The organism is Rothia nasisuis, assembly GCF_928381405.1.
In the GTDB taxonomy this organism is placed as follows: Bacteria; Actinomycetota; Actinomycetes; order Actinomycetales; family Micrococcaceae; genus Rothia; species Rothia nasisuis.
In genome coordinates, this window is the sequence record NZ_CAKMSB010000001.1 from 139,682 (window position 1) to 160,653 (window position 20,972).

Genomic DNA, 20,972 nt, shown 5'->3' on the forward strand with positions numbered 1-20,972 from the left:
TAACGTCAGTTTGACCTTGTTCTCTTTCCCTTCTGAGCCACATGACTTCCCCGCACCAGAACCAGCCCCGGGCGGCCGCACCCGGTCAGCCCACTATCACCCCTACTGCCGGCGCCCTCAGCACCGATTCCCTCGAAACCGATATCCTCAGTGCTGATCAGCTCACCGCTACACTCGACCAGCTCCCTGTAACCCGCCGCCACGCCCGTCTGCTGGGAGTAACAGGTATCGGCTGGGCCCTGGATGCCATGGATATCGGACTGATTTCTTTCGTCATGGCCGCCCTCATTGCCCACTGGGGTATTACATCGGGGCAGGCTTCTGTGCTGGGGTCCATCGGGTTTTTGGGCATGGCTATCGGGGCGACCCTGGGCGGGCGGCTTTCTGACCGCTTTGGTCGCCGCGCAATCTTTGCGGGCACGCTTCTGGTCTACGGGCTAGCCACCGGTTTTTCTGCTCTCTCTACGACCTTCACCGTTCTGCTGGTGCTGCGTTTTATTGTGGGCCTGGGGCTGGGCGCTGAACTGCCGGTAGCCTCGACCTATATTTCTGAGTTTGCCCCCCGGGCAGTGCGCGGGCGAATGGTCGTTGTTCTCGAAGCCTTCTGGGCGGTCGGCTGGATTCTTGCCGCCCTTATCGGCACCTTCATTGTCAGCCGATCCGAGGACGGCTGGCGCTGGGCCCTCGCCATTGGCTGCGTCCCTGCCCTCTACGCCCTGGTGGTTCGGTGGGGGCTCCCCGAATCGGTACGTTTTCTTACCCGGCACGGCGACCTCGCTCGCGCCCGCTCAGTGGTTGCCAGTCTCGCTGCCTCCCCGCCCTTGCGGGCAGAAGCTGCACGGACGCCGTCCGCACCCCCAGCTGCCGAGCAGGTTCCAGCCCACCTGGCTCAGGCATCATCAATCTGGTCGGCGGCGCTACGCCGCCGCACCCTTGCCTTCTGGGTCATCTGGTTTTGCATCAACCTTGCCTACTACGGGGCTTTTATCTGGATTCCCTCGCTGCTGATTCAGCAGGGTTTTAACCTGGTCAGCTCCTTTACCTTCACTCTGATTATGACTCTGGCCCAGCTACCGGGCTATGCGGTGAGCGCCTGGCTGATTGAACGCTGGGGCAGGCGCTCCACCCTGGCTACTTTTTTGCTGGGCTCAGCGCTGGCAGCGGTAGCCTACGGCCTATCCCACGAGGTCTGGGCGCTGGTAGCTAGCGGCTGCCTGCTTTCTTTCTTCAATCTGGGTGCCTGGGGTGCCCTCTACGCCATTGGGCCAGAACTTTACCCCGGCCACCTGCGGGGTTCTGGCACAGGCGCAGCTGCCGGGTTCGGGCGGTTGGCCTCCATTACTGCTCCCCTGCTGGTGCCCGCCCTGCTCCCGCTGGTTGGTGTATCGGGGCTGTTTGTACTCTTCGCTCTAGCCTTCTGCACGGCAGCTGGCGCAGCCTTCCTGCTACCTGAAACCCGTGGAAGGCAGCTCACCTAGCCCCGACCCTGTAAGGAGTCGTTACACTTGAGAGAATGCAACCATTTTTTGACCCTAAGGTGAGCTGTGTCTGACGCGAAACCAGCCAACATTCAAAAACGTGATACCACCTTCAAGCAGGAGCACGGTGCCGTGGCGCACCTGGTCAAGCGTAAGCCTCAGCAGGCTGTCGCCCGCGCGGTCAAAGGCGCCCAGAAACTGCTGGATGAGGGCCGGGGTAAACAGGCCCTGAACGTGCTGACCCTTGCCAAGCCCGTGCTGGTTGCAGGGTCAGAGGACGCCACCGCCTACTACACCATGCTTGCCACCATCCACCGCTCTATGGGTAATGAGCAGGCAGCCGAGCGAGCCGAAAATAACCTGGCCTCACGCTAGCTTTCTCCGGAGAGTCGTTTCAACAGCTCCTTCACAAAGGCCTCATTATCGGCATCTCCAGCTACAGCGTAGTGCTCTGCTGAACGCACCAGGTAGCCCTGGGCCTGGGCTTCATAACCGCGTAGCCCTGGGTATACCAGGTCTTGGAGCGCTCAAAGTCGCCCAGCTCTGCATGCAGGGAGCCCACCTCGGTAGCAAAGTCAGGCAATTGCTCCGCATCGGGCTTAGCGTCAGCCAGTAGGGCCTGGGCGCGGGCCAGTTCACGGCCGGCTTCTTCGAGGGGAGTCAGGTTCTAGGTCATGGCGTCCTAGTGGTGGTGGGCGGACGCAGCAGCCCGCCGCAGGCCCGCGATAGCGGCTTCGAGGTCGTCCGCCCCATAGACGGAGGAACCGGCGACAAAGCAGGTAGCACCGGCTTCTGCTGCGCGCACAATGGTTTCTTCGGTGATGCCGCCGTCCACCTGCAGAATGACCTCGGCCCCTGAGCCCTCAATTGCGGCGGCTGCCCGCTTGATCTTGGGCAGGGTGACATCAAGGAAGGCCTGGCCGCCAAAGCCCGGTTCCACAGTCATCACCAGGAGCATGTCGAGCTCGCTGAGCATATCCAGGTAGGGTTCAACGCCGGTGGCCGGGCGCAGGGCCATGCCCGCCTTAGCGCCGCTCTCACGCAGGGTGCGGGCCAGTTTGATGGGAGCAATAGCGGCCTCGGCGTGGAAGGTCACCGACTCGCAGCCCACCTCAGCGTAGGCAGGGGCCCAACGGTCGGCGTCCTCAATCATCAAGTGCACGTCGAAAGGAATGGGCGAGACCTCTTTGAGACGCTTGACCACGGGCAGCCCCCAGGTCAGGTTGGGAACAAAATGGCCATCCATCACGTCGATATGGGCGGCGTCAGCGGTCGAGATAGCGGCTAGTTCTTCTCCCAGCCGGGAGAAGTCAGCGCTCAGGATAGAGGGGTTAATCAGGCAGGTCATGCGAGTCCTTTCAACTGACGGGTTACTACCCATCGTAGCCCTGAAAGAGAGAGCAGCTGAAAAGCAAGCTCTCTCACAGTGCATTCGACGGGTTGACGAGTTCATCACCGCACCTCGAGAGTTAAGCTTTATACAGACTTGAGGCTAATTCATAGGTATTCGAAGGTAAGGTTTTCATGAATTCGGTTCTGCTCGCGGTGTTAGTCATGCTCGCCCTCTCAGCCGCCCGAGTGCACGTGGTCCTTGCACTCTTTATCGGGGCGCTGGTCGGTGGCCTGGCCGGGGGCTTGGGACTTGATGGCACTATGGTCGCCTACCAGGAGGGCCTGGCAGGCGGTGCCATGCTGGCCCTCTCCTACGCCCTGCTCGGTGCCTTCGCCATGGCTGTCTCAAGCTCAGGCCTACCCAAACTTCTGGCCGACGGCATCATCTCCAAGGTCGGTGTTGAGAGCGAAAACGGCAAAAACCGGGTCGAATTCACGGTCAAGTGGTTTCTGCTGGCGGGTATTTTGGCGATGTCTATCATGTCGCAGAACATGATTCCTGTACACATCGCCTTCATCCCCCTGATTATCCCGCCCCTACTGGCCGTCTTTAACCGCCTCCAGATTGATCGCCGCCTGCTGGCCTGTGTACTAACTTTTGGCCTGGTGACCACTTACATGTTCCTACCCGTCGGCTTTGGCGCGATCTTTCTCAATGACATTCTGTTAGGCAATATCCGTACTGCGGGCATGAACACCGACGGTATCAATGTCATGCAGGCCATGTCTATCCCAGCCCTCGGCATGGTCTTTGGCCTACTTGTTGCGGTTTTCTTCACCTACCGCAAGCCCCGCGTCTACCAGACTGTTGAGCTGGCACCCGTTGGTGACGAGCACGAGCCGGTCAAGAAATTCAACGTCATCGTAGCGGTTATCGCCATCCTGGCCACCTTCATCGTGCAGGTCGTGATGCAGGCCATCGGCACCGAAGCCAACCCCCTGCTGGTGGGTGCCCTCACCGGTTTGACCATTTTCATGGTGACCGGCGCAGTCAAGTGGCGTCAAGCCGATGACGTCTTCACGGCGGGCATGCGCATGATGGCGCTCATCGGATTCATCATGATTTCAGCGCAGGGTTTCGCGGCTGTTATGACCGCAACCGGTGACGTTGATTCGCTGGTTACAGTCGTCTCTGACTTCTTTGCCGATCATAAGGGAGCAGCCGCCTTCGCCATGCTCCTGGTAGGCCTGATTGTGACCATGGGCATCGGCTCTTCCTTCTCCACCCTGCCCATCATCACCGCCATATACGTGCCTCTCTGCTTGGCCCTGGGTTTCTCTCCCCTGGCGACCGTCGCCATTATCGGCACCGCAGGTGCCCTGGGTGATGCAGGGTCACCGGCCTCCGATTCAACCCTGGGCCCAACGTCCGGTCTCAACGTAGACGGGCAACACGACCACATCCGGGACTCGGTTATCCCCACCTTCTTGCATTACAACCTGCCCCTGCTGGCATCAGGCTGGGTTGCGGCTATGGTGCTCTAGCATTCCACTAGGAACCAGGAAAACTCAAAAAGACCACGTGGTTTGTGGTCTTTTTGAGTTTTCCTGATTTCTAGGTTTGGGGGTGTCTAGTTCTTGCGGAAGAGGGCGAAGAACATGGCGTCGGTGCCGTGGATGTGCGGCCAGAGCTGGGCGGTGCTAGCACCCTCAGCTAGGGGCGCTCCCTTGGGGGCATCCGGTGTGAAGGCCGGATCCTTTTCGCCAGATAGGGCGGACGCCCCCACCTCGTCCGTGCGGGCAACGGCGCGGAGGGCCGCACCGGAGTCCAGCAGGGTCACATCGACCTTGCGCAGAATATCGTACACAATGCTCTGGGTTTCAGCCGTGTGGGGTGAGCAGGTCACATAGGCGATGAGGCCGCCGGGGCGGGTCACCGAGGCCGCTGCCCTAAAGAGATCAAGCTGCAGAGGTAGAAGCTCAGCAATATCGCGGGGGCTCTTACGCCAGCGGGCTTCGGGGCGGCGGCGCAGAGCACCTAGGCCGGAGCAGGGCACATCGACCATGACCCGGTCAAAGAGCACATCGGCAGGCATGCCCTCGGGCAGGTTCTTGCCCTCATCTACGGTTCGGGCGATTTGGCGGCCGTCGCCGACAACCACCGAATAGGAGGAGGACGGCAGCGGAGCTAGGGAGCGGCTCACCAGTTCGGCCCGGTGCTCGGCGACCTCGTTAGCCAGCAGGCGGGCACCGCGTTTGGCCCCCAGGGCACCGAGCAGGGCGGCCTTACCGCCGGGGCCAGCGCAGAGGTCAAGCCAGTTGCTGTCGCTGCCCCCAAGGGGAGCGTCAGCCAGGGCTCGGGCAACCAGCTGGGAGCCGGCGTCCTGAGCTCGTACAGTACCCTCACGCACAGACTCGAGCCGGGCCAAATCCCCAGCAGAGTAGAGGGCTGAGCCCTCCACCAGGGGGCCGTCCTCAGCGCCGGCGGCACGGGCCTCGTCCAAAGACCCCAGACCGGGAAGCTCAACCAGGTTAACCACGGGTGAGACGTTGTCGGCGTCCAGCAGGGCCTGCACCTCTTTGGGGTTACGCCCGTGGGCTGCCAGGGCCTGACGGAAAGCACGGACGACCCAAACAGGGTGAGACTTCTCAAGGGCCAGGCGGGTCAGCTCATCGGGAGCTTCTTCGGCAATCAGAACGTACCAGTCCTCCGGGGTGCGTTCAGAGACCCTGCGGAGCACAGCGTTCACGAAGTTGGCCGGGCCGGTGCCAATCTTAGCCCGTGCCAGGGCAACGGTCTGGTTGAGGGCGGCGTGGTCGGGCACGCGCATGGCCAGAAGCTGGTGTGCTCCCAGGCGCAGCACCAGCAGAATCTTGGTGCCAATTTTTTCTACCGGCCGGTCTACGCAGTGGGCCAGAATCGCGTCGTAGGTGCCCTGGTTACGTAGGGTTCCGTAGGTCAGTTCAGTGGCGAAACCTGCGTCGCGGGCGTCAAGCCGGGCAGACCGAATGGCCTTGGGTAGCACCAGGTTGGCGTAGGAGTCGTCCAGGGCAACAGCGCTCAGCACCTCAAAGGCTACGGCGCGGGCTGCATCGGCTGTACGGGCGCGCTGGGAGGGAGCGGATGCCGAGAAAGAGCGATCCTTGACCGCCTTGCGGTTGCGCTCATGCCCCTTAGCGTTCCGGCGGGTCTCTCCCCCGCCGCCCTGTTTGGTCTGCGGTTCTTCGCTACGGAAGCGCTGGCCCCGAGGTGGCTTACCGCCCTGTTTATTCTGGTGGGAGGACGCACCTGCCCCACCCGAACGGTTGCCACGCCAACCACGGGGGTTGGGGGTGCCCCCGGACTGCCCCTGCCGGGTGCGTTCATCGCGTTTACGGGCCCCGGCCCGGCCAGCTCGGTTAGCGCCGGATCGGTTAGATCCAGCCCGGCCCTTGCCACCGTTGGATCGGCCGCTTGAGCCGCGTCCGCCTGAATTTATGCTCATACCAGCACCACTTTCCCTTCTGCCAGGGCGGTACCCTGACCGCGCGCCCAGTCAGCGGCATTCATCATTTTCTTGCCCGCAGGTTGCACCTGGGTCAGTTCAAGAGCTCCGTCGGAGCAGGTGACGGCTACTCTTTTACCGGCCCAGAAGAGGGTGCCGGGCTCCCCTACAGCCGGCACGTCGAGGGGCTTGACCATGCCGAGTTTGAAGCGGGCCCCGCCTAGTTCTGCCCAGGCCCCGGGCTCAGGGGTCACCCCGCGCACCTGCGCGATAATCTCAGCGCACGGGCGGGTAAAGTCCACCTTGCCATCGGCAATGGTGAGCTTGGCTGCATGGGTGGCGTCGCCGGTCTGCGGGGTACCGGTGGCCCCGGCAGCAATATCGTCAAAGGTCGCAGCCAGCAGGGCACCGCCTGTCGAAGCCAGGCGTTTCAGCATATCCCCTGCGGTATCCAGCTCCCCCACCGTGGCAGATTCAGAGCGGAAGACCGGGCCGGTATCCAGACCAGCATCGATACGGAAGGTGTTAGAGAAAATTTCGGTCTCCCCCGCCATCAGGGCCCGCTGTACGGGGGCCGCCCCGCGCCAGGCAGGCAGCTGGGAGAAGTGCAGGTTGATCCAGCCCTGAGGTAGCAGGTTGAGTGCGCTTTGCGGTAGCAGGACGCCGAAGGCCACCACCGCCGCAAGGTCTGCACCCAGGTGAGTGACAGCGTCCGCAACCTCATCGGACCAGCGGTTGGCCTTGATGATGGGCAGACTCAGCTCCTGAGCGCGGGCGGCCACCGGGGACGGGGTCAGTACCCGCTTGCGCCCCACGGGGGCGTCCTCGCGGGTGAGCACCCCGACTACCTCATAGCCCGCTTCGAGCAGGCCGTTCAGGGGTGCGACGGCGACCTCTGGAGTGCCGGCATAGAGAACCTTCATGCTTACCTTTCCACTCGAATTCAAGAATCAGCTCAAGAGTCAGCTGGCCTAGATACCAAAAGCGCCGGGCTCGATACGGGCAGACTGCCGGGCGCTACCCTGCTGAGCCGCACCCGACCGAATAGCCACAGAACCAAAAGAACCGCCCAGGGCACCAAAGCCCGATGACGTCTTGGCAGCTCGTTCGCCCTGAACGGCCGCGGCAACCTGGTTGTAGTCGGCCTGGCGAATCTTACGCCAGATATTTTTCTTGTCCTCCCCCTCGACCCGGTCGATGAACATGGTGCCGTAGAGGTGGTCAGTCTCATGCTGGAGCATGCGGGCAAAGAGTCCCTCGCCCTCGTAGACCACCGGTTCACCCTTGCAGTTCACGCCGGTCACGCGAGCCCAGTTCTTGCGCGGGGTAGCAGCAGACAAACCGGGTACAGACAGGCAGCCCTCGCCGCCCTCCTGGGGTTCGTCGCCCACCTCAAGTAGAGGGTTGATAATGTGCCCCTCGCGGCCGTCAATATTGCCGAAGGTAAAGATTCGCTTGGAGATGCCCACCTGGGGCCCAGCTAAACCTACGCCCTCAACGTCGTACATGGTTTCGAGCATGTCGGCCACCAGTTTTTCCAGGTCGGCGTCGAATACGGTGATGGGCTCGCACTCGGTGCGCAACACAGGGTCGCCTACGGTGCGTATGGGCAAAATAGTCATGCTTCTCTTTCTCGTCGGTGAGTTTAGGACGCCGCCGCATCTGGGTGCTCTGCACTATTTACCACCGGCGGAGGAACCACCGGCATCAGGGAGTCTTCGCTGGTTTCTGAGAGGTCGCGGCTAAGATCCCAGACCCGTTTAAGGGCGCAGAATCTGTACCAGTTGCGCTCTAACACCTGGGGGTTAGCTTGTTGAGGCACCACCTGGGTCTCTCCCAGTGCCACACCCATGAGGATGCTCGCGCCCCCATGTTTCCAAGGTTCCCAGTCCCCCTGCTCGGCATCTACCAAGGCCTCTTCAGCCTTGACGCCAGCTACCAGTTGCATGACCACCTTGTCATCAAGGGGTTTAACCCGCCCCTTGCGGTCGGTTCCCTTGGTCTTATAGTCAATGATGCAGGTGTGCCCGGCTATTTCAGCCACCAAATCGAGGGTACCCGCATAGCCTACGGTTTCGTTCCAGATAGTTACTTCGGTAGCTAGCGGTTTAGGCCTGTAGCGCTCCCACCACTCGTCAAAGCGATCAGCGTAGGCCTGCTCGCCGTGGGCAATCAGGTTTTCCCGGTAGCCCTCCACCTCGTGGGGTAGCCCCATAGCACGCAGGGCCACCTGCTCTGCGTAGTTATGGACGCGGTCGCCCCTGGCCGCTGCGGCGTCCCGGTAGCGCTCGGAGGCAGCGGCAGCGTCCCGAATCACCGCGAATTTGAGGCCTGCGGAATTAGAAGCCCGGTAGGATCGCTGGTCCTCTAGGGCGGCCTTGGCCGCCATGTAACCGTGCCAGCCCGAGAGGTCGCTAGCCTGCTGCCCAATGACCGTGGTGATAGAGGGAACCAACAGCTCCCCGCCCCTGGTGCGCGCGTACATGCGACCATAGTCGGTGGCCTGTGCGAGCATGGGAGTAGTCAAAAGTCGCTGTTCCTGACGTGGCTGGGTGAGGTAAGAGAGTCTGGGTCTAGGGTTCCCAGGCGCTCTACCAATTATACGCACCAGGCTCCTTGAGCACGAGGGTGTCAGCAGGTTAGACCGCTTACCCTAGCTATACTGGCGAGCGCCAGCTTCAGCCGCCCCCATGGACTCAACAATCTGCTGAACACGAGCGTTGGACTGCTGGGCGTAGGCTTCATCAACGCAGTCGCTAGCGGGTCGGCTAGGTGAGGTGATGCAGTAGCGGTAGGACGGGGAGTCAACCATGGTGCTAGAGACCCAGCGCAGGTCACGCACCTGCCACCTGCCGTCCGCTGCCCTCTCAAAGATGGGGTTGACCATGATGCCCTCGTTATTGGCTAGGTAGCTGGGTGAGAGTTCGGTGAGGTTGTTCCCCATACCGTAGACAATCCAGGTGTCCTTGTAGTGTTCGATAGGCTGGACGGCGTGGGCATGCTGCCCGACAATCAGGTCAAACTGCCCTGAATCAACCAGTTCATGGGCCACCTCGACCTGCTGGGCTGAGGGTTCATGCACGTACTCATCACCGGCGTGCATATTGGCAATAACCAGGTCAGCCCCCTCTTCCCGAGCACGGGTTGCCTTAGCAATCATGGCTTGGGGGTCGAGCATATCAACCTGCCAGGAGTGTTCGGGCACATTTCCGTTGAGCCCGTAGGTACCGGTAATCATCGCCACCCGCGCCCCGTTGGCGGTGGTGAAAATATCGGGTTGTTCAGCTTCTTCCTCGGTCAGCGATGTGCCGGTAACACCCATACCGGCTGCCTCAACCGCCCGATAGGTTCGCTCTAACCCCTCGGTGCCGTGGTCGAAAGAATGGTTAGAGGCCGTCATGCAGACATCCCACCCGGTGTCCGCTGCGGCCGTCAGAATCTGGGGCGGCACATTGAAGTTGGGGTAGCCAGAAAAGGGGCCGTCTTCATGGGCAACTACTGTTTCCATCTGGCAGACCGCTAGATCTGCGCGATCCAGGTAGGGTTTCTGCTCACTGATGAGGGGCCTAAAATCTAATCCATTGGCCCCGGCTGCGGCTGCATCAGCTTCAGCCTGGGCCCAGAGCATGTTGTGCATGAGAAAATCACCGGTGAAGAGCAGGGAGACGCAGTCTGCCTCGCCGCAGGCTCCACCTGCTGCCGACGCAGTCAGGGTACCCGATTCGCTCGTCTGCCCTGCTTCCCCGGGGGCTACCTGCCCCTGCCCGCTCTGCTGTACGGCGACGTCCGCCCCGCTACTTTCCGTAGTCTGCGAGCTACAGCCTGCCAGGGCCAGGGCGCTTAGGGAGAGGAAGGCTAGAAGGCTACGGCGCACGGTGGGGTCCTTTCGGTGAAGGCAGTACCATCACGACCCTACCCTAAAGTGCCCCAGGGCACACATTGTTACCAGATGTCCATACCAGCCAGAACGTAGGTTGATTGCCCTCCAGCTCAGTTGACCTCAGGCCACACACTTCTCGACTGTGCAGTGGGCAGGGGCGGCAGGGAATTTACGGCGGACGGTCACGGGGCACCTTCTTCGTTGAGGGTCTTTACCCTACCCTTTATTATCATTCTTTTCAGCGCCGGAAGGCAGGCTTGGCAGTTTTGAGGCTCGCGTAAATACCCGCTATCGGCTCACCGCGCAGATTGCGGGGCCGGTAAGAGGCCAGAAGTTTGAGTAGCCGAGCCGTGCGCTGGCCGGTTTCTGGCTGGTAGTCGATGACGGCGCATCTGCCGACGCCTTCCCCGGCAACCAGCGTAAGACCGTGCAGTTCAGCTGGCACACCGCGTCCTGCCTGCAGGGTAAGAGTTTTGCCCTGCCAGTTATCTTCGATGTGGGGCGTTGAAGTTTCTACCACCAGGTTGCATCGTAGCCTTGCCGCTATCTGATCTGGGTTCAGCGGTTGCACCGGGTTGAGCTGTCGGGCAATCTCTCCCAGGGAGGCACTGCCGATTAGGGATAGCGCGCCGGCGTACACCAGGTTTTGCCGGGGTGCGAAGGCCAGGGCCACGGGCTCTCCCAGGTAGGTACTCAGAGCATCATTGACCGGGTGCTCGTAGAGTGCCAACTGTTTCTCTGTGCCCCAGGAGGTGAAGGTACGGGTGGTAGCTTTGTTGAGGGTGGGGACGGTGTAGTTTCCTGCTCCGGGGATGTGTAGGGTGAGGTCTGCTTCGCCCTGGCGGACGGTGAGGTCGGTGGTGATGCCCATTAGGGCAGGGTGGGCAACGGTGCGTAGCACGGTGTGGTCGGCGGGTGAGACGAGGGCCCAGCGGCGGTTATAGAGGGGGCCGGACGCGGTGAGCTCGGCTGTGTTGTGTGCTTGGTGGCGGGCGCCTTTGAGGGGACTGTACCCGAAGTGCGTGACGGTCAGGGGCATGGTTCTAGTGTTGCACAGTGCATGAAAAAGGCTCCCCGGCCTGAGCCAGTGAGCATTGCTGTGTGCGCGATACTGGGATCGAACCAGACGGAAGGAAATTTTCCGAGCGGGCGAGGAAGCGAAAATTTCCTGGAGTGGTCGCTGGTGAGTAACCTTTATTTTGCTATCTTTGTGTGCGCGATACTGGGATCGAACCAGACGGAAGGAAATTTTCCGAGCGGGCGAGGAAGCGAAAATTTCCTGGAGTGGTCGCTGGTGAGTAACCTTTATTTTGCTATCTTTGTGTGCGCGATACTGGGATCGAACCAGACGGAAGGAAATTTTCCGAGCGGGCGAGGAAACAAAAATTTCCTGGAGTGGTCGCTGGTGAGTAACCTTTATTTTGCTATCTTTGTGTGCGCGATACTGGGATCGAACCAGTGACCCCTTCCATGTCAAGGAAGTGCGCTACCGCTGCGCCAATCGCGCGTGGAGGTGAGGACGGGATTCGAACCCGCGTACACGGTTTTGCAGACCGTTGCCTAACCACTCGACCACCCCACCACACGCTCAAACCGTGGTTTGAGTTGCGAAAACTGGTGTTTTCGGGAGAGCGGTTGACGAGACTTGAACTCGCGACATCCACCTTGGCAAGGTGGTGCTCTACCAACTGAGCTACAACCGCAACTCGCATTACTATACACGAAGTTTAGTGAGCTTTCAACCGGGTGACTAGTCTAGCTGACGCTTATATGATTGCTGCCGCACCTGATATATGGAGATTTAGCCGCGAAACCAGTTTAGGCCCCACCACCCGTAGTTTTTTTCCCAACTCAGAGCTAACCCGCGCATCCCATCCCTACACCCCGAGCGTGCGTCAAATCGCCGAGCGTGCACCCGTCTGCCGCACGCTCGGCGATTTAACGCACGCTCGCTGAAAAACTTGCCCCTGTCACTAGCGAACCGGCTTCAGTCCGTGACGCATCAGCAGATCTTTAAGGTTCTCGGGATGCTGGGTAAGGTCGTCCCATCTCACACGCACTACGACATATCCGAGCTGTTCAAGTTCTCTTTGCCGCAGGTGTTCCTGCTGTATCACCTCAACCGGTTCGCCGTAGGTTCCGTCGTATTTTATTGCGCCATCAACCTCTAAAATGAGCATCAGTTCCTCCCAGAGAAAATCTGGCCGGTAGACTCTGCCTTTGATCACCAGTTTGGCTTGCTCTTGTGGCTGGGGAAATTTCCACTCAAGCATATGGTTTCTGGCGATAGTTTCGGCCGGGGATGCGGCGTGCCTACTCATTCTTTGTGCGATTTGTCGGGCCCGGGCTGCACCCCGTCCCTTCACAGTCATCAGCTGTGGCTTTAGAGCGGCTGGCGAGCAGAGTTTACTGTTGAGCATGTAGTCTACGATGCACAGTGCCTCGATGAGAGGTAGGGTACGGGCACAGTCAACTGCGGTCTGGAGCGGATCGGTGAGGTAGATTCCTTGATGGAGCAGTGCCCGTTCGCATTCTGCTGGTCGGCTAGAGAATATTTTATGCTGGGGTGTTCGCGCTCTAATGTGTGCGGAGGGCACACTGGCCCAGATGTGGCCGGGGAGGCTCAGAAAAGGAGCGCCCCAGAAGAGCGCAGCTGATGCATGGCTTAAAACATACCCTGGGTGGTTTTTAGCAAATGCGTAGTGTCTAATTTTTAGTTTTTGTTCTGGGTTGAAGGTGTTCCAGTCGCGTGTCAGGCAGTAGCTGTTGGGGGCAATTTTGGTGTAGACCCCTTGTGCGCAGTAGGTACGGACGCGCTGGTGCGAGATTCCTCTCGCGGCAAGTTCTTGCGAGGTTTTGATTCGGTTGCTGAGTTCTTCCATAGCGCTATTGTGGAACGCCGCGCGGCTGGTACGGTTTATTTCTTAAGATTTCGGCGACACTGTGGATAACTCGTGTTTTCCTGTGGCTATTTAATGATTTAACCGGTGGTTTTCCACAGGCTAGTTGCGTGTAGCCGCATCTTCTCGCCCTACTCAAAGGCGAGTGTTCACCGAAACTTATTCAAAAGTCTGGTAGCGGAAGGTGCGCGGCTGAAAGGTGAACTGGCTGAGTCTGGCATGATTTGCTGGTGATGAGCGTCGAGATTCCGAGCGAGGAAAATAAATCTCGGCTCGTATCTGGCGAGCTTGCGAGCCAGTCAGCGAATCAGACAAGAAGGTGAGTTCGCCGTTGCCGCGCCCGAAGTTGTTGTAGAGACTTTTGAGTATGCCTTTACCGTTTCGAGTCCCGTTACCTTTTAAGAGCGCTCAGTAAAAGCCCCAACCGGTAATACTGGAAGTGTAAGTAACCGGCCCCTCTTAAATAAGCGAGCGTGCGTTAAATCGCCGAGCGTGCGGCAGACGGGTGCACGCTCGGCGAGTTAACGCACGCTCGCCAAGTGGGGGTTGTAGGAAAGTTTGTGTTTGAACTTAGTCCAGGCCCCCAGCCCGCTCACTGCTGGCGCTTGTGTGGTGGGCGATGCAAAAATGCCCCGGTTCATTGAACTGGGGCTTGTGTGGAGCGGTTGACGAGACTTGAACTCGCGACATCCACCTTGGCAAGGTGGTGCTCTACCAACTGAGCTACAACCGCATATGCAACTGTTTGCAGTGGACTCAAAAGTCTTGTGCGCGATACTGGGATCAAACCAGACGGAAGGAAATTTTCCGAGCGGGCGAGGAAACAAAAATTTCCTGGAGTGGTCACTGGCTTTCGCCTGCAACCGGATGCCCGCATATCATGCGTGCGCGATACTGGGATCGAACCAGACGGAAGGAAATTTTCCGAGCGGGCGAGGAAACAAAAATTTCCTGGAGTGGTCACTGGCTTTCGCCTGCAACCGGATGCCCGCATATCATGCGTGCGCGATACTGGGATCGAACCAGTGACCCCTTCCATGTCAAGGAAGTGCGCTACCGCTGCGCCAATCGCGCCTGACACTCGCTGATGAGTGTTGCGAGCGGTTGACGAGACTTGAACTCGCGACATCCACCTTGGCAAGGTGGTGCTCTACCAACTGAGCTACAACCGCGTGCTTGCTCGGGCCCCTTGTGGGTTCCGAACCAACGAGTAAATACTTTACACACTTTTGGTGAACTTGCCAAATCGTCCCCTGCCTATGGGGTCCAGAGTTTTTGCAGCATTCGAGTGACGGCTGGCCTGGGGCAAGCCTAGTTCTTGTTCTATGAGGCTTACCGCACCCGGTGTAGGGTGTTACGTACTAGATGTAGGGTTTTACCTACTAGATTTTTGGTGACGTATCAGTGAGGTGGATTCAGCGTGCTCCCCCAACTTTTGACCGAACGTTTTACACTTCGCCCCTTGCGGGAGGCTGATGCCCCCGCGCTCACGGCTGCCTGCCAGGATCCCGAGATTCTTAGGTACTGTTTGTCGGTGCCGCTGGGCTATACCGAGCAGACGGCTCGCGATTTTATTGCTTATACACGGGTGGCTGCCGAGTGCGGGGACGAGCTGGTGTGGGGTATTGACGCCAGCGGCGTGCTGGCCGGGGTGGTGAGCCTAAAGAATGCTGATAGCCCTGAGGCTGAAGTTGGCTACTGGATGGCTCCGGAGAGCCGTAACCGGGGTTTGCTGTCTGAGGCGCTGGGTATGGTGCTTGGTTTTGCGTTTGATCCGCAGGGGTTAGGCCTTGACCGGGTGAGCTGGCGGGCTTTGGTGGGTAACACGGCATCTGAACGTGTAGCGGCTAAGGCTGGTTTTACCGGTTTTCGTACGCTTGAGAAAGTAGAGCCGGGGCGCCCTCACCCTGATGGCTCTACTTCTCTGCTTGATATGCGAGTCGCTGAGTTGACTCGTGAGCTTTGGGCGCAACGTGGTTTTCCAGGGTGAAGGCTTTGTACGGGTGGGGACGCCGCCCCCGTCTCTCCTGGCTCACGGCGGGTAGGTGAGGCGCTGGCGTCCTTGCTCTTGAGGCTTGTTCAAAAGTAATCAGGCGAACCCAGGCTCACAGCGAAGCTGCTGGGCCGGATCAAATGAGCCATGAGCACCGGTTCCCGCCCCCAGACGACAAAAGAAAGGCTGACGAGAAAATAGGCGGAGCCGCTGGGCTCCATCGAGCGTGAGCCTGCGGAACCCCCTTATGAATAAACTTCCTTGAATACCGCTAGGAAGCTTGTTCTCCTAGCATGCCTTCACGGGCTAGGGCGGTGAGGCGTGAAACCGCACGGAAGTATTTTTTCTGGTACCCGCCGGTCATCATTTCTTCGGTGAAGACTCGGTCGAAGGGCACGCCGGAGGCGATGATGGGCAGGTCTTTGTCGTAGAGACGGTCGGCTAGTACAACGAATCGGAGGGCGACGGCTTGCTGGGTGATGGGGGTGACGTTGCGCCAGGCAACACCGTCGAGACCGTCAATGAACTGGCGGTAGCGGGAGGGATGTACGCGGGAGAGGTGGTCGATGAGGGCCTCGAAGTCGTCGATGGCCACGGTCCCTAGCCCGCCGAACCGTGATTCGACGGTTGTGTCAAATTCTGTGTCGTTGACGGGTGCGGGGGCGGCGGGGAGGCCGCGGTGACGGAAGTCTTCGCCGTCCACACGCAAAACGTCGAACTGGTCGGCCAGCACCTGGATTTCACGTTTGAAGTCGGCGGCAGCGAAACGGCCTTCGCCAAGGGCTCCGGGCAGGGTGTTGGAGGTGGCCACGAGTTTGACGCCGGCTTCTGCTAGTTCGCGCATGAGGCGGGACATGAGCACGGTGTCGCCGGGGTCATCGAGCTCGAATTCGTCGATACAGACCAGCTTGTAGTTTGAGAGTGCTTCGACGGTTTTGCGGAAGGTGAGTGCTCCGACCAAGTTGGTGTACTCGACGAAGGTGCCGAAGGCTTTGGGTCCTTCAACGGAGTGCCACAATGAGGCGAGCAGGTGGGTTTTGCCCACACCGAAACCGCCGTCCAGGTAGAGGCCTGCCTTGGTGGTGCCCCTCTTTTTGCCCCCGCCAAAGAGCTTGGAAAAGAAGTTGCCGCCTGCGGCACCGCCTCCGTTGATAGAGGCACCGAAGGCCTTGAGAGCGTCAACGGCCTGCTGCTGGGAGGGCTGGGCTGGGTCGGGCCGGTAGGTAGCGAAAGATACCTCACCGAATCGTTCGGAGGGCCTGAAACCTGAGAGTAGTTCGTCGGCTGATACCTGGGGGGTGCGGTCGATGAGGTGGGTGTAGGTTGCCACGGTGGTCCTTGTAACGGGCGCTGCGGTGCGCGGGTGATTCGTACATGCCCAGTGTAGTCGTACCGGGCGTGCGTTACGCACTGTTGCGGTTTAGGCTGGTGTGAGTTACCTGCGCGTTTGAAAGGATGAGTTTGTGGCCAGGGCGAAGAAGAAGGCCGGTGCGGCGACTGCTGCAATTGCATTGCTCCAGGGGGCTGGAACCTCTTTTAGGGTATGCGAGTATGAGCACACCGAAGGTGAGACCAATTTTGGTGCCGAGGCTGCTCAAAAGTTGGGTCGTTCCCCTGAGCAAGTATTCAAGACCCTGATGATTACGCATGATAATGACTATGCTGTCTGCGTGGTGCCGGTGGGTGGCAGGCTGAATGTGAAAGCTGCGGCGGCTGCTCTGGGGTGGAAGAGCGCCAAGATGGCTGCTCCGGACGTTGCCGAGAGGCGCACCGGTTACGTGGTTGGTGGTATCTCGCCGCTGGGGCAGAAAATGGTTCACCCAACCCTGGTTGATGAGACCGCACAGCTTTTTGACACGATTTTAGTTTCTGCGGGCCGCCGTGGCCTGGATATCGAGTTAGCGCCCGATGCTCTTGTTTCCCTTACCTCCGGCATATACGCCGATATCGCGGCTTCTTAGTTTCCCTGCCCGCAGTGCCGTCCTCGTAGCTATGCGCCGGTTAGGCCCAGTGTGCCTCCTAGCCAGGTGGTGACGGTGCTGTACCAGAGTTGCGGATCCACATTCCACTCGCGAGTATGTGGGGCCTTGTGGAAGGGCACAAAGTCGACCAGTGGAGAAGCCTCAGCGAGCGCTGCGGAAGGCCCGTAGGGTACGTAGGTGTCGTCAACGGAGTGCAGGATGAGGGTGGGGAGGGTGATGTCAGTTACGCGGTGAGTCCAGGATATTTGGTCGAGGCTGATGGGTTCTTTGAGTCCGGTGAAGGCGGTGAGGGCTGGGTGGGTAATCATCTGGACGCCGAGCTGGCCGATACGCAGGGGTATCTTGTTGAGGTGGGTGTGGTAGCGGATGAGTTCAAGCCAGTCGAGGGCCGGGCCGTCGAGGACCAGTGCGCGGATGGCTCTGCGGTTGCGGGCCAGGTCTGCGGTCTGCATGCAGATTGAGCCGCCCATGGACCAGCCAAAGAGCACCACATCGTGCGCACCGTGGGAGAGTGCGTAGTCGATAGCAACTTCTACGTCTTTCCATTCGGTGAAGCCGAGGCCGTAACGGCCGTCCTCACTGGCGGGGGCTTCGCGGTCGTTGCGGTAGCTCATGTGCAGGCTGGTCAGCCCAAGAGTCTGGGCGCTTTCGAGTGCCCGTAGGGTTTCGGCACGGGTGGCGCCCATTCCGTGTACCATGATGGCCCAGGTGGCGTTAGTCTGATGAGTTGCAGGGGGGCTCGCGCTAGCACCCTGGTTTTTACTCGGGTGGAGGGATGCATCGGGGTGGACGAGCCAGGCAGGTGCTGGGCCGACGGGTAGGTTCAGTTCAACGTCCTTGTAGGCGTAGCCTGCCATGGCCGGGTCAGTGGCGACAACACCGCTCATGCGCCCCCGCTTGATGCCGGTCATATCTCCGGTGTAGACCTGTTCCACACTACGCACCACGGTGCCGTCGGCTGGCTGGTATGAGGTGACCTCGCCGAGGAGGGCGAACCCGGCGCCACCGGAGAAAGAAAAGCCGTAGCGGCCGGGGGCCAGGGTGCCATCGGTGGCATCGAGGCGGAGGCTGGTGGGCTGCTGGCCTGTGTGAACCTGGGCGGTGGAGTAGCCTAGCGCGTGCACACGGACGTCCTCGGCTGGGGCTTTAGGGGGCACCACAATTTTGCGGGCGAGGTGGGTGGCTAGGCCAGCGGTTCCGAGAGCCCCTGCAATGGCCAGGGTAGCACCAGCTGCACCGGCGACGCCTGCGACGGTGGCCAGGGTGAGGGTACGGGCGGTGGGCGGTGTGTGGTTCTCTTGAGCCATAGAACCAGTGTAAGGGAGTGTGATACCGAGACAAGAAACCGGAATAAAATGGGGAGGTTGGGGCTTGTATACCGTGTAGCCCCGTAGCGGGTTCTAAGTGTTTATGTGAGGAGAGCGATGAGCGAGCGTCTACCCGGAGTTGGCCAGGTTGTTAAAAACTGGAAAGAGGTTCTCGACCCGCAGGAGTACGCTGTGCTCCGCGAGGGCGGCACTGAGCGGGCTTTCAGCGGCGAGTATTGGGATACCACCACCGAGGGTGTCTATTCTTGTAGGGCGTGTGGCACTGAACTTTTCCGTTCGACCGAGAAATTCGAGAGTCATTGCGGCTGGCCTTCTTTCTTTGAGCCGCTGGCTGCCGACCGGGTTCGCTATCTTGAAGATCGCACTCTTGGTATGGTGCGCGTTGAGGTGCGTTGCGCAGCCTGCGATTCTCACCTGGGTCATGTCTTTGAGGGTGAAGGCTATGACACCCCCACCGATATGCGGTACTGCATCAATTCCATCTGTTTAACCCTGAACGAAAAGCCTGTCCAAGACTAGGGAGAGCACCACGGCTGGGGCCTGCAGGGGCAGGGTCCAGCCGGTGGTGTGGCGCCTGTCACCCGGTGAGGGGTCACATAGTCCGCTCCCCCGGTCGCTATTTCTAAGCTGGCATAATGGAGAGGTGCTGCACACGATGACTGGGTGCTGTTCCCGTGCGCACGAGACCTCATACTGCGCACCGGGGAGGAGTTATATGGTGGAGCCGCCTGTAGAAAGGGCAGGTTCTAGCTGCCTGCCGTTGGGAATCGATGTGCCCGCCGGGGTGAGCATTCCAGATGTTGTGCTGTTGAATGAGCCAGCTGGGGGTACACCCAGCGTCATCACCACCGAGCGCGGACTACGCCGCGTTGCTGATGTGCTGGCCTCCCAGAACGGGCCTGTTGCAGTCGACACCGAACGTGCCTCGGGTATTCGTTACGGCCAGCGAGCCTTTTTGGTGCAGCTTAAACGCGGAGAGTCAGGGGTAGTTCTGATTGATCCCGAGGCTTTTGACGACTTGAGTCTGATTAACCGAGCGCTGGCCGGTGCCGAGTGGGTCTTACACGCTGCTACCCAAGATCTTCCCTGCCTGGCTGACCTTGGCATGTACCCTGACGCTCTTTTCGATACGGAGTTAGGCGGCCGGTTAGCTGGTTTTGAGCGTGTTGGTCTGGGCTTTATGGTGGAGAACCTGTTGGGCTACCGTCTAGCCAAGGAGCATTCTGCGGTGGACTGGTCGCACCGCCCCCTGCCCACTGACTGGCTTAATTACGCTGCTCTTGACGTCGATATTCTGCTTGATCTGCGCGATGCTGTTGAAGAGGAGCTACGCACCCAGGGCAAGCTTGAGTATGCCCTTGAAGAGTTTCGGTTCGTGGCTGAGCACCCCGAGCGTGAGGAGAAACCCGATCCCTGGCGCAAGACCAAGGGTATCCGTGACCTGAAAACCCGCCGCCAGCTCACCACCTTACGTAATCTCTGGTACGAGCGCGACCACCTGGCTAGGGCTAAGGATGTTGCCCCCAAGCGTCTGCTGCCAGACTCCGCTTTGATTACGGCTGCCCGTCTCATGCCTCGTTCTGTGCCCGCTGTGCTACAGATTCCCGGCTTCCAGACCCGGGCGCTTAAGCGTGAAGCGCCTCGCTGGGTTCGGGCTGTCGCCGAGGCAAAGAGGGCAGAAGAGCTCGTCCCTTTCACTACTCCGGCATCCGGCCCTCCCCCGATTAAGGCCTGGGAGGCCAAGCGGCCAGAGTCAGCCAGGCTCATTGCCGTTGCCAAGCCCCTCATTTTTGAAATTGGTGAGGAGCTGGGCATGCCCCAGGAGAACGTGCTGGCCCCCGATATACTGCGCCGCCTGTGCTGGGAGCCACCCGCAGGTTCCTCTGAAGGTGAGGTTAGGGTTGCCCTGCTTGAACTTGGTGCCCGAAACTGGCAGATTGAACGTGTGTCACACCGTCTCGCCGCTGTTTTAGAGCAGGTGCGCGGTGGCTGATATTTTCTACCGTTATCACTGATAAGGACGTGAAGAGTATGTGCACCAGGTGTGGTTGCCAGAAGCAAGCCAAGGACGCCCCCGCGCCGGCCTATGCTGAGAGGCTGGCGGCTACGGAGTCGATAGACCACCCAGGGAGCGCCTCTGGTGCTATGAGCCGGCGGCGGGCCGTTGCCGGTACCGCTGGCCTGGGTGCCGGTGCGGTTCTGTTGGCCGCCTGTGGTTCGAGTGACTCTGGCTCGTCCTCGCAAACTCTGACCGAGAACGACGGCCGCCCCGCACAGCCCACCGATATGGCTGCGGCGGCCGATGTGCCCGTGGGCGGTGTTATCCAAGCAAATAAGGACGGGGTAACCGCCATGATCACCCAGCCGGTAGAGGGCACCTTCCACGCGTTTTCGTCGGTTTGCACCCACCAGGGGTGCCAGCTGAACGCTCAGAAAGAACAGACTATATCCTGCCCCTGCCACGCTTCGGTCTTTTCTTTGGAGGACGGTTCGGTGCAGGGAGGGCCCGCTGAAACACCGCTCCCCGAGTTCACTGTTGAGGTGAAAGACGGGCGCATTTGGGTGTCTTAAGTGTAGCGGTAGCAGCGGCCAGA

18 protein-coding genes and 6 tRNA genes are annotated in these 20,972 nt (G+C 60.0%); 8 read left to right on the forward strand and 16 right to left on the reverse strand.

The window, feature by feature from the left end; all coding sequences use genetic code 11:
• The first annotated feature begins 41 nt into the window (after window positions 1–41).
• Window positions 42–1,478, forward strand: a complete 1,437-nt coding sequence (locus tag L6966_RS00575; RefSeq protein WP_237232675.1) for an MFS transporter — start codon at window positions 42–44, stop codon at window positions 1,476–1,478.
• A 66-nt stretch (window positions 1,479–1,544) separates the two neighbouring features.
• A complete protein-coding gene (locus L6966_RS00580; RefSeq protein WP_237232676.1) occupies window positions 1,545–1,853 on the forward strand; it encodes a hypothetical protein in 309 nt (102 codons plus the stop codon).
• 307 nt (window positions 1,854–2,160) lie between these two features.
• Here the strand turns inward: L6966_RS00580 and rpe are convergent, their stop codons facing one another.
• Window positions 2,161–2,826, reverse strand: a complete 666-nt coding sequence (rpe, locus tag L6966_RS00585) for a ribulose-phosphate 3-epimerase (protein ID WP_237223799.1) — start codon at window positions 2,824–2,826, stop codon at window positions 2,161–2,163.
• 176 nt (window positions 2,827–3,002) lie between these two features.
• Here rpe and L6966_RS00590 point away from each other — a divergent pair, with 176 nt between their 5' ends.
• Complete coding sequence (locus L6966_RS00590) at window positions 3,003–4,355, forward strand: Na+/H+ antiporter family protein (RefSeq protein ID WP_237232677.1); 1,353 nt, start codon at window positions 3,003–3,005, stop codon at window positions 4,353–4,355.
• Between the two features lie 86 nt (window positions 4,356–4,441).
• Here L6966_RS00590 and L6966_RS00595 read toward each other — a convergent pair whose 3' ends face one another.
• The 13 genes from L6966_RS00595 to L6966_RS00655 form a co-directional block, all read right to left on the reverse strand.
• Window positions 4,442–6,295: an RsmB/NOP family class I SAM-dependent RNA methyltransferase gene (locus L6966_RS00595; RefSeq protein ID WP_237232678.1), complete on the reverse strand. Its 1,854-nt coding sequence runs from the start codon at window positions 6,293–6,295 to the stop codon at window positions 4,442–4,444.
• Window positions 6,292–7,218 (reverse strand): methionyl-tRNA formyltransferase, encoded by a 927-nt coding sequence (locus L6966_RS00600; protein ID WP_237232679.1) that lies wholly within the window; start codon window positions 7,216–7,218, stop codon window positions 6,292–6,294. Before L6966_RS00600 ends, L6966_RS00595 begins: the two co-directional genes overlap by 4 nt.
• Before the next feature lie 48 nt (window positions 7,219–7,266).
• Entirely contained in the window at window positions 7,267–7,917 is a 651-nt protein-coding gene (def, locus tag L6966_RS00605; protein ID WP_237223796.1) for a peptide deformylase, read from the reverse strand.
• Window positions 7,918–7,940: 23 nt separating this feature from the next.
• On the reverse strand, window positions 7,941–8,822 hold the full coding sequence (locus L6966_RS00610; protein ID WP_083091629.1) for a PD-(D/E)XK nuclease family protein: 882 nt from the start codon (window positions 8,820–8,822) through the stop codon (window positions 7,941–7,943).
• Window positions 8,823–8,948: 126 nt separating this feature from the next.
• Window positions 8,949–10,169: a CapA family protein gene (locus L6966_RS00615; protein ID WP_237232680.1), complete on the reverse strand. Its 1,221-nt coding sequence runs from the start codon at window positions 10,167–10,169 to the stop codon at window positions 8,949–8,951.
• Window positions 10,170–10,413: 244 nt separating this feature from the next.
• On the reverse strand, window positions 10,414–11,214 hold the full coding sequence (locus L6966_RS00620) for an MOSC N-terminal beta barrel domain-containing protein (protein WP_237232681.1): 801 nt from the start codon (window positions 11,212–11,214) through the stop codon (window positions 10,414–10,416).
• 396 nt (window positions 11,215–11,610) lie between these two features.
• A tRNA-Val gene (locus L6966_RS00625) sits at window positions 11,611–11,682 on the reverse strand.
• Window position 11,683: 1 nt separating this feature from the next.
• A tRNA-Cys gene (locus L6966_RS00630) sits at window positions 11,684–11,757 on the reverse strand.
• Window positions 11,758–11,805: 48 nt separating this feature from the next.
• A tRNA-Gly gene (locus tag L6966_RS00635) sits at window positions 11,806–11,878 on the reverse strand.
• A 270-nt stretch (window positions 11,879–12,148) separates the two neighbouring features.
• Window positions 12,149–13,057, reverse strand: a complete 909-nt coding sequence (locus L6966_RS00640; RefSeq protein WP_083091637.1) for a DUF559 domain-containing protein — start codon at window positions 13,055–13,057, stop codon at window positions 12,149–12,151.
• A 675-nt stretch (window positions 13,058–13,732) separates the two neighbouring features.
• Window positions 13,733–13,808: transfer RNA gene (locus L6966_RS00645), tRNA-Gly, on the reverse strand.
• 269 nt (window positions 13,809–14,077) lie between these two features.
• Window positions 14,078–14,149, reverse strand: a tRNA-Val gene (locus tag L6966_RS00650).
• A 25-nt stretch (window positions 14,150–14,174) separates the two neighbouring features.
• A tRNA-Gly gene (locus L6966_RS00655) sits at window positions 14,175–14,247 on the reverse strand.
• A 248-nt stretch (window positions 14,248–14,495) separates the two neighbouring features.
• On the opposite strand from L6966_RS00655, the gene L6966_RS00660 reads away from it, so the two are divergent.
• Entirely contained in the window at window positions 14,496–15,065 is a 570-nt protein-coding gene (locus L6966_RS00660) for a GNAT family N-acetyltransferase (protein WP_083091639.1), read from the forward strand.
• 274 nt (window positions 15,066–15,339) lie between these two features.
• Here L6966_RS00660 and zapE read toward each other — a convergent pair whose 3' ends face one another.
• Window positions 15,340–16,398: a cell division protein ZapE gene (zapE, locus tag L6966_RS00665; protein ID WP_237232682.1), complete on the reverse strand. Its 1,059-nt coding sequence runs from the start codon at window positions 16,396–16,398 to the stop codon at window positions 15,340–15,342.
• 133 nt (window positions 16,399–16,531) lie between these two features.
• On the opposite strand from zapE, the gene ybaK reads away from it, so the two are divergent.
• On the forward strand, window positions 16,532–17,029 hold the full coding sequence (gene ybaK / locus L6966_RS00670; RefSeq protein WP_237232683.1) for a Cys-tRNA(Pro) deacylase: 498 nt from the start codon (window positions 16,532–16,534) through the stop codon (window positions 17,027–17,029).
• Between the two features lie 29 nt (window positions 17,030–17,058).
• Here the strand turns inward: ybaK and L6966_RS00675 are convergent, their stop codons facing one another.
• The gene (locus L6966_RS00675) at window positions 17,059–18,357 is read right to left on the reverse strand and encodes an alpha/beta hydrolase family protein (protein ID WP_083091646.1); all 1,299 of its coding nucleotides are present in this window, start codon (window positions 18,355–18,357) and stop codon (window positions 17,059–17,061) included.
• Window positions 18,358–18,474: 117 nt separating this feature from the next.
• Here L6966_RS00675 and msrB point away from each other — a divergent pair, with 117 nt between their 5' ends.
• The 3 genes from msrB to L6966_RS00690 all read left to right on the forward strand — a co-directional run bounded on the left by msrB (window position 18,475) and on the right by L6966_RS00690 (window position 20,949).
• Complete coding sequence (gene msrB, locus L6966_RS00680; RefSeq protein WP_083091648.1) at window positions 18,475–18,897, forward strand: peptide-methionine (R)-S-oxide reductase MsrB; 423 nt, start codon at window positions 18,475–18,477, stop codon at window positions 18,895–18,897.
• Between the two features lie 196 nt (window positions 18,898–19,093).
• Window positions 19,094–20,371 (forward strand): HRDC domain-containing protein, encoded by a 1,278-nt coding sequence (locus L6966_RS00685; RefSeq protein ID WP_237223792.1) that lies wholly within the window; start codon window positions 19,094–19,096, stop codon window positions 20,369–20,371.
• Window positions 20,372–20,523: 152 nt separating this feature from the next.
• On the forward strand, window positions 20,524–20,949 hold the full coding sequence (locus L6966_RS00690; RefSeq protein WP_237223791.1) for a Rieske (2Fe-2S) protein: 426 nt from the start codon (window positions 20,524–20,526) through the stop codon (window positions 20,947–20,949).
• Window positions 20,950–20,972 lie beyond the last annotated feature (23 nt).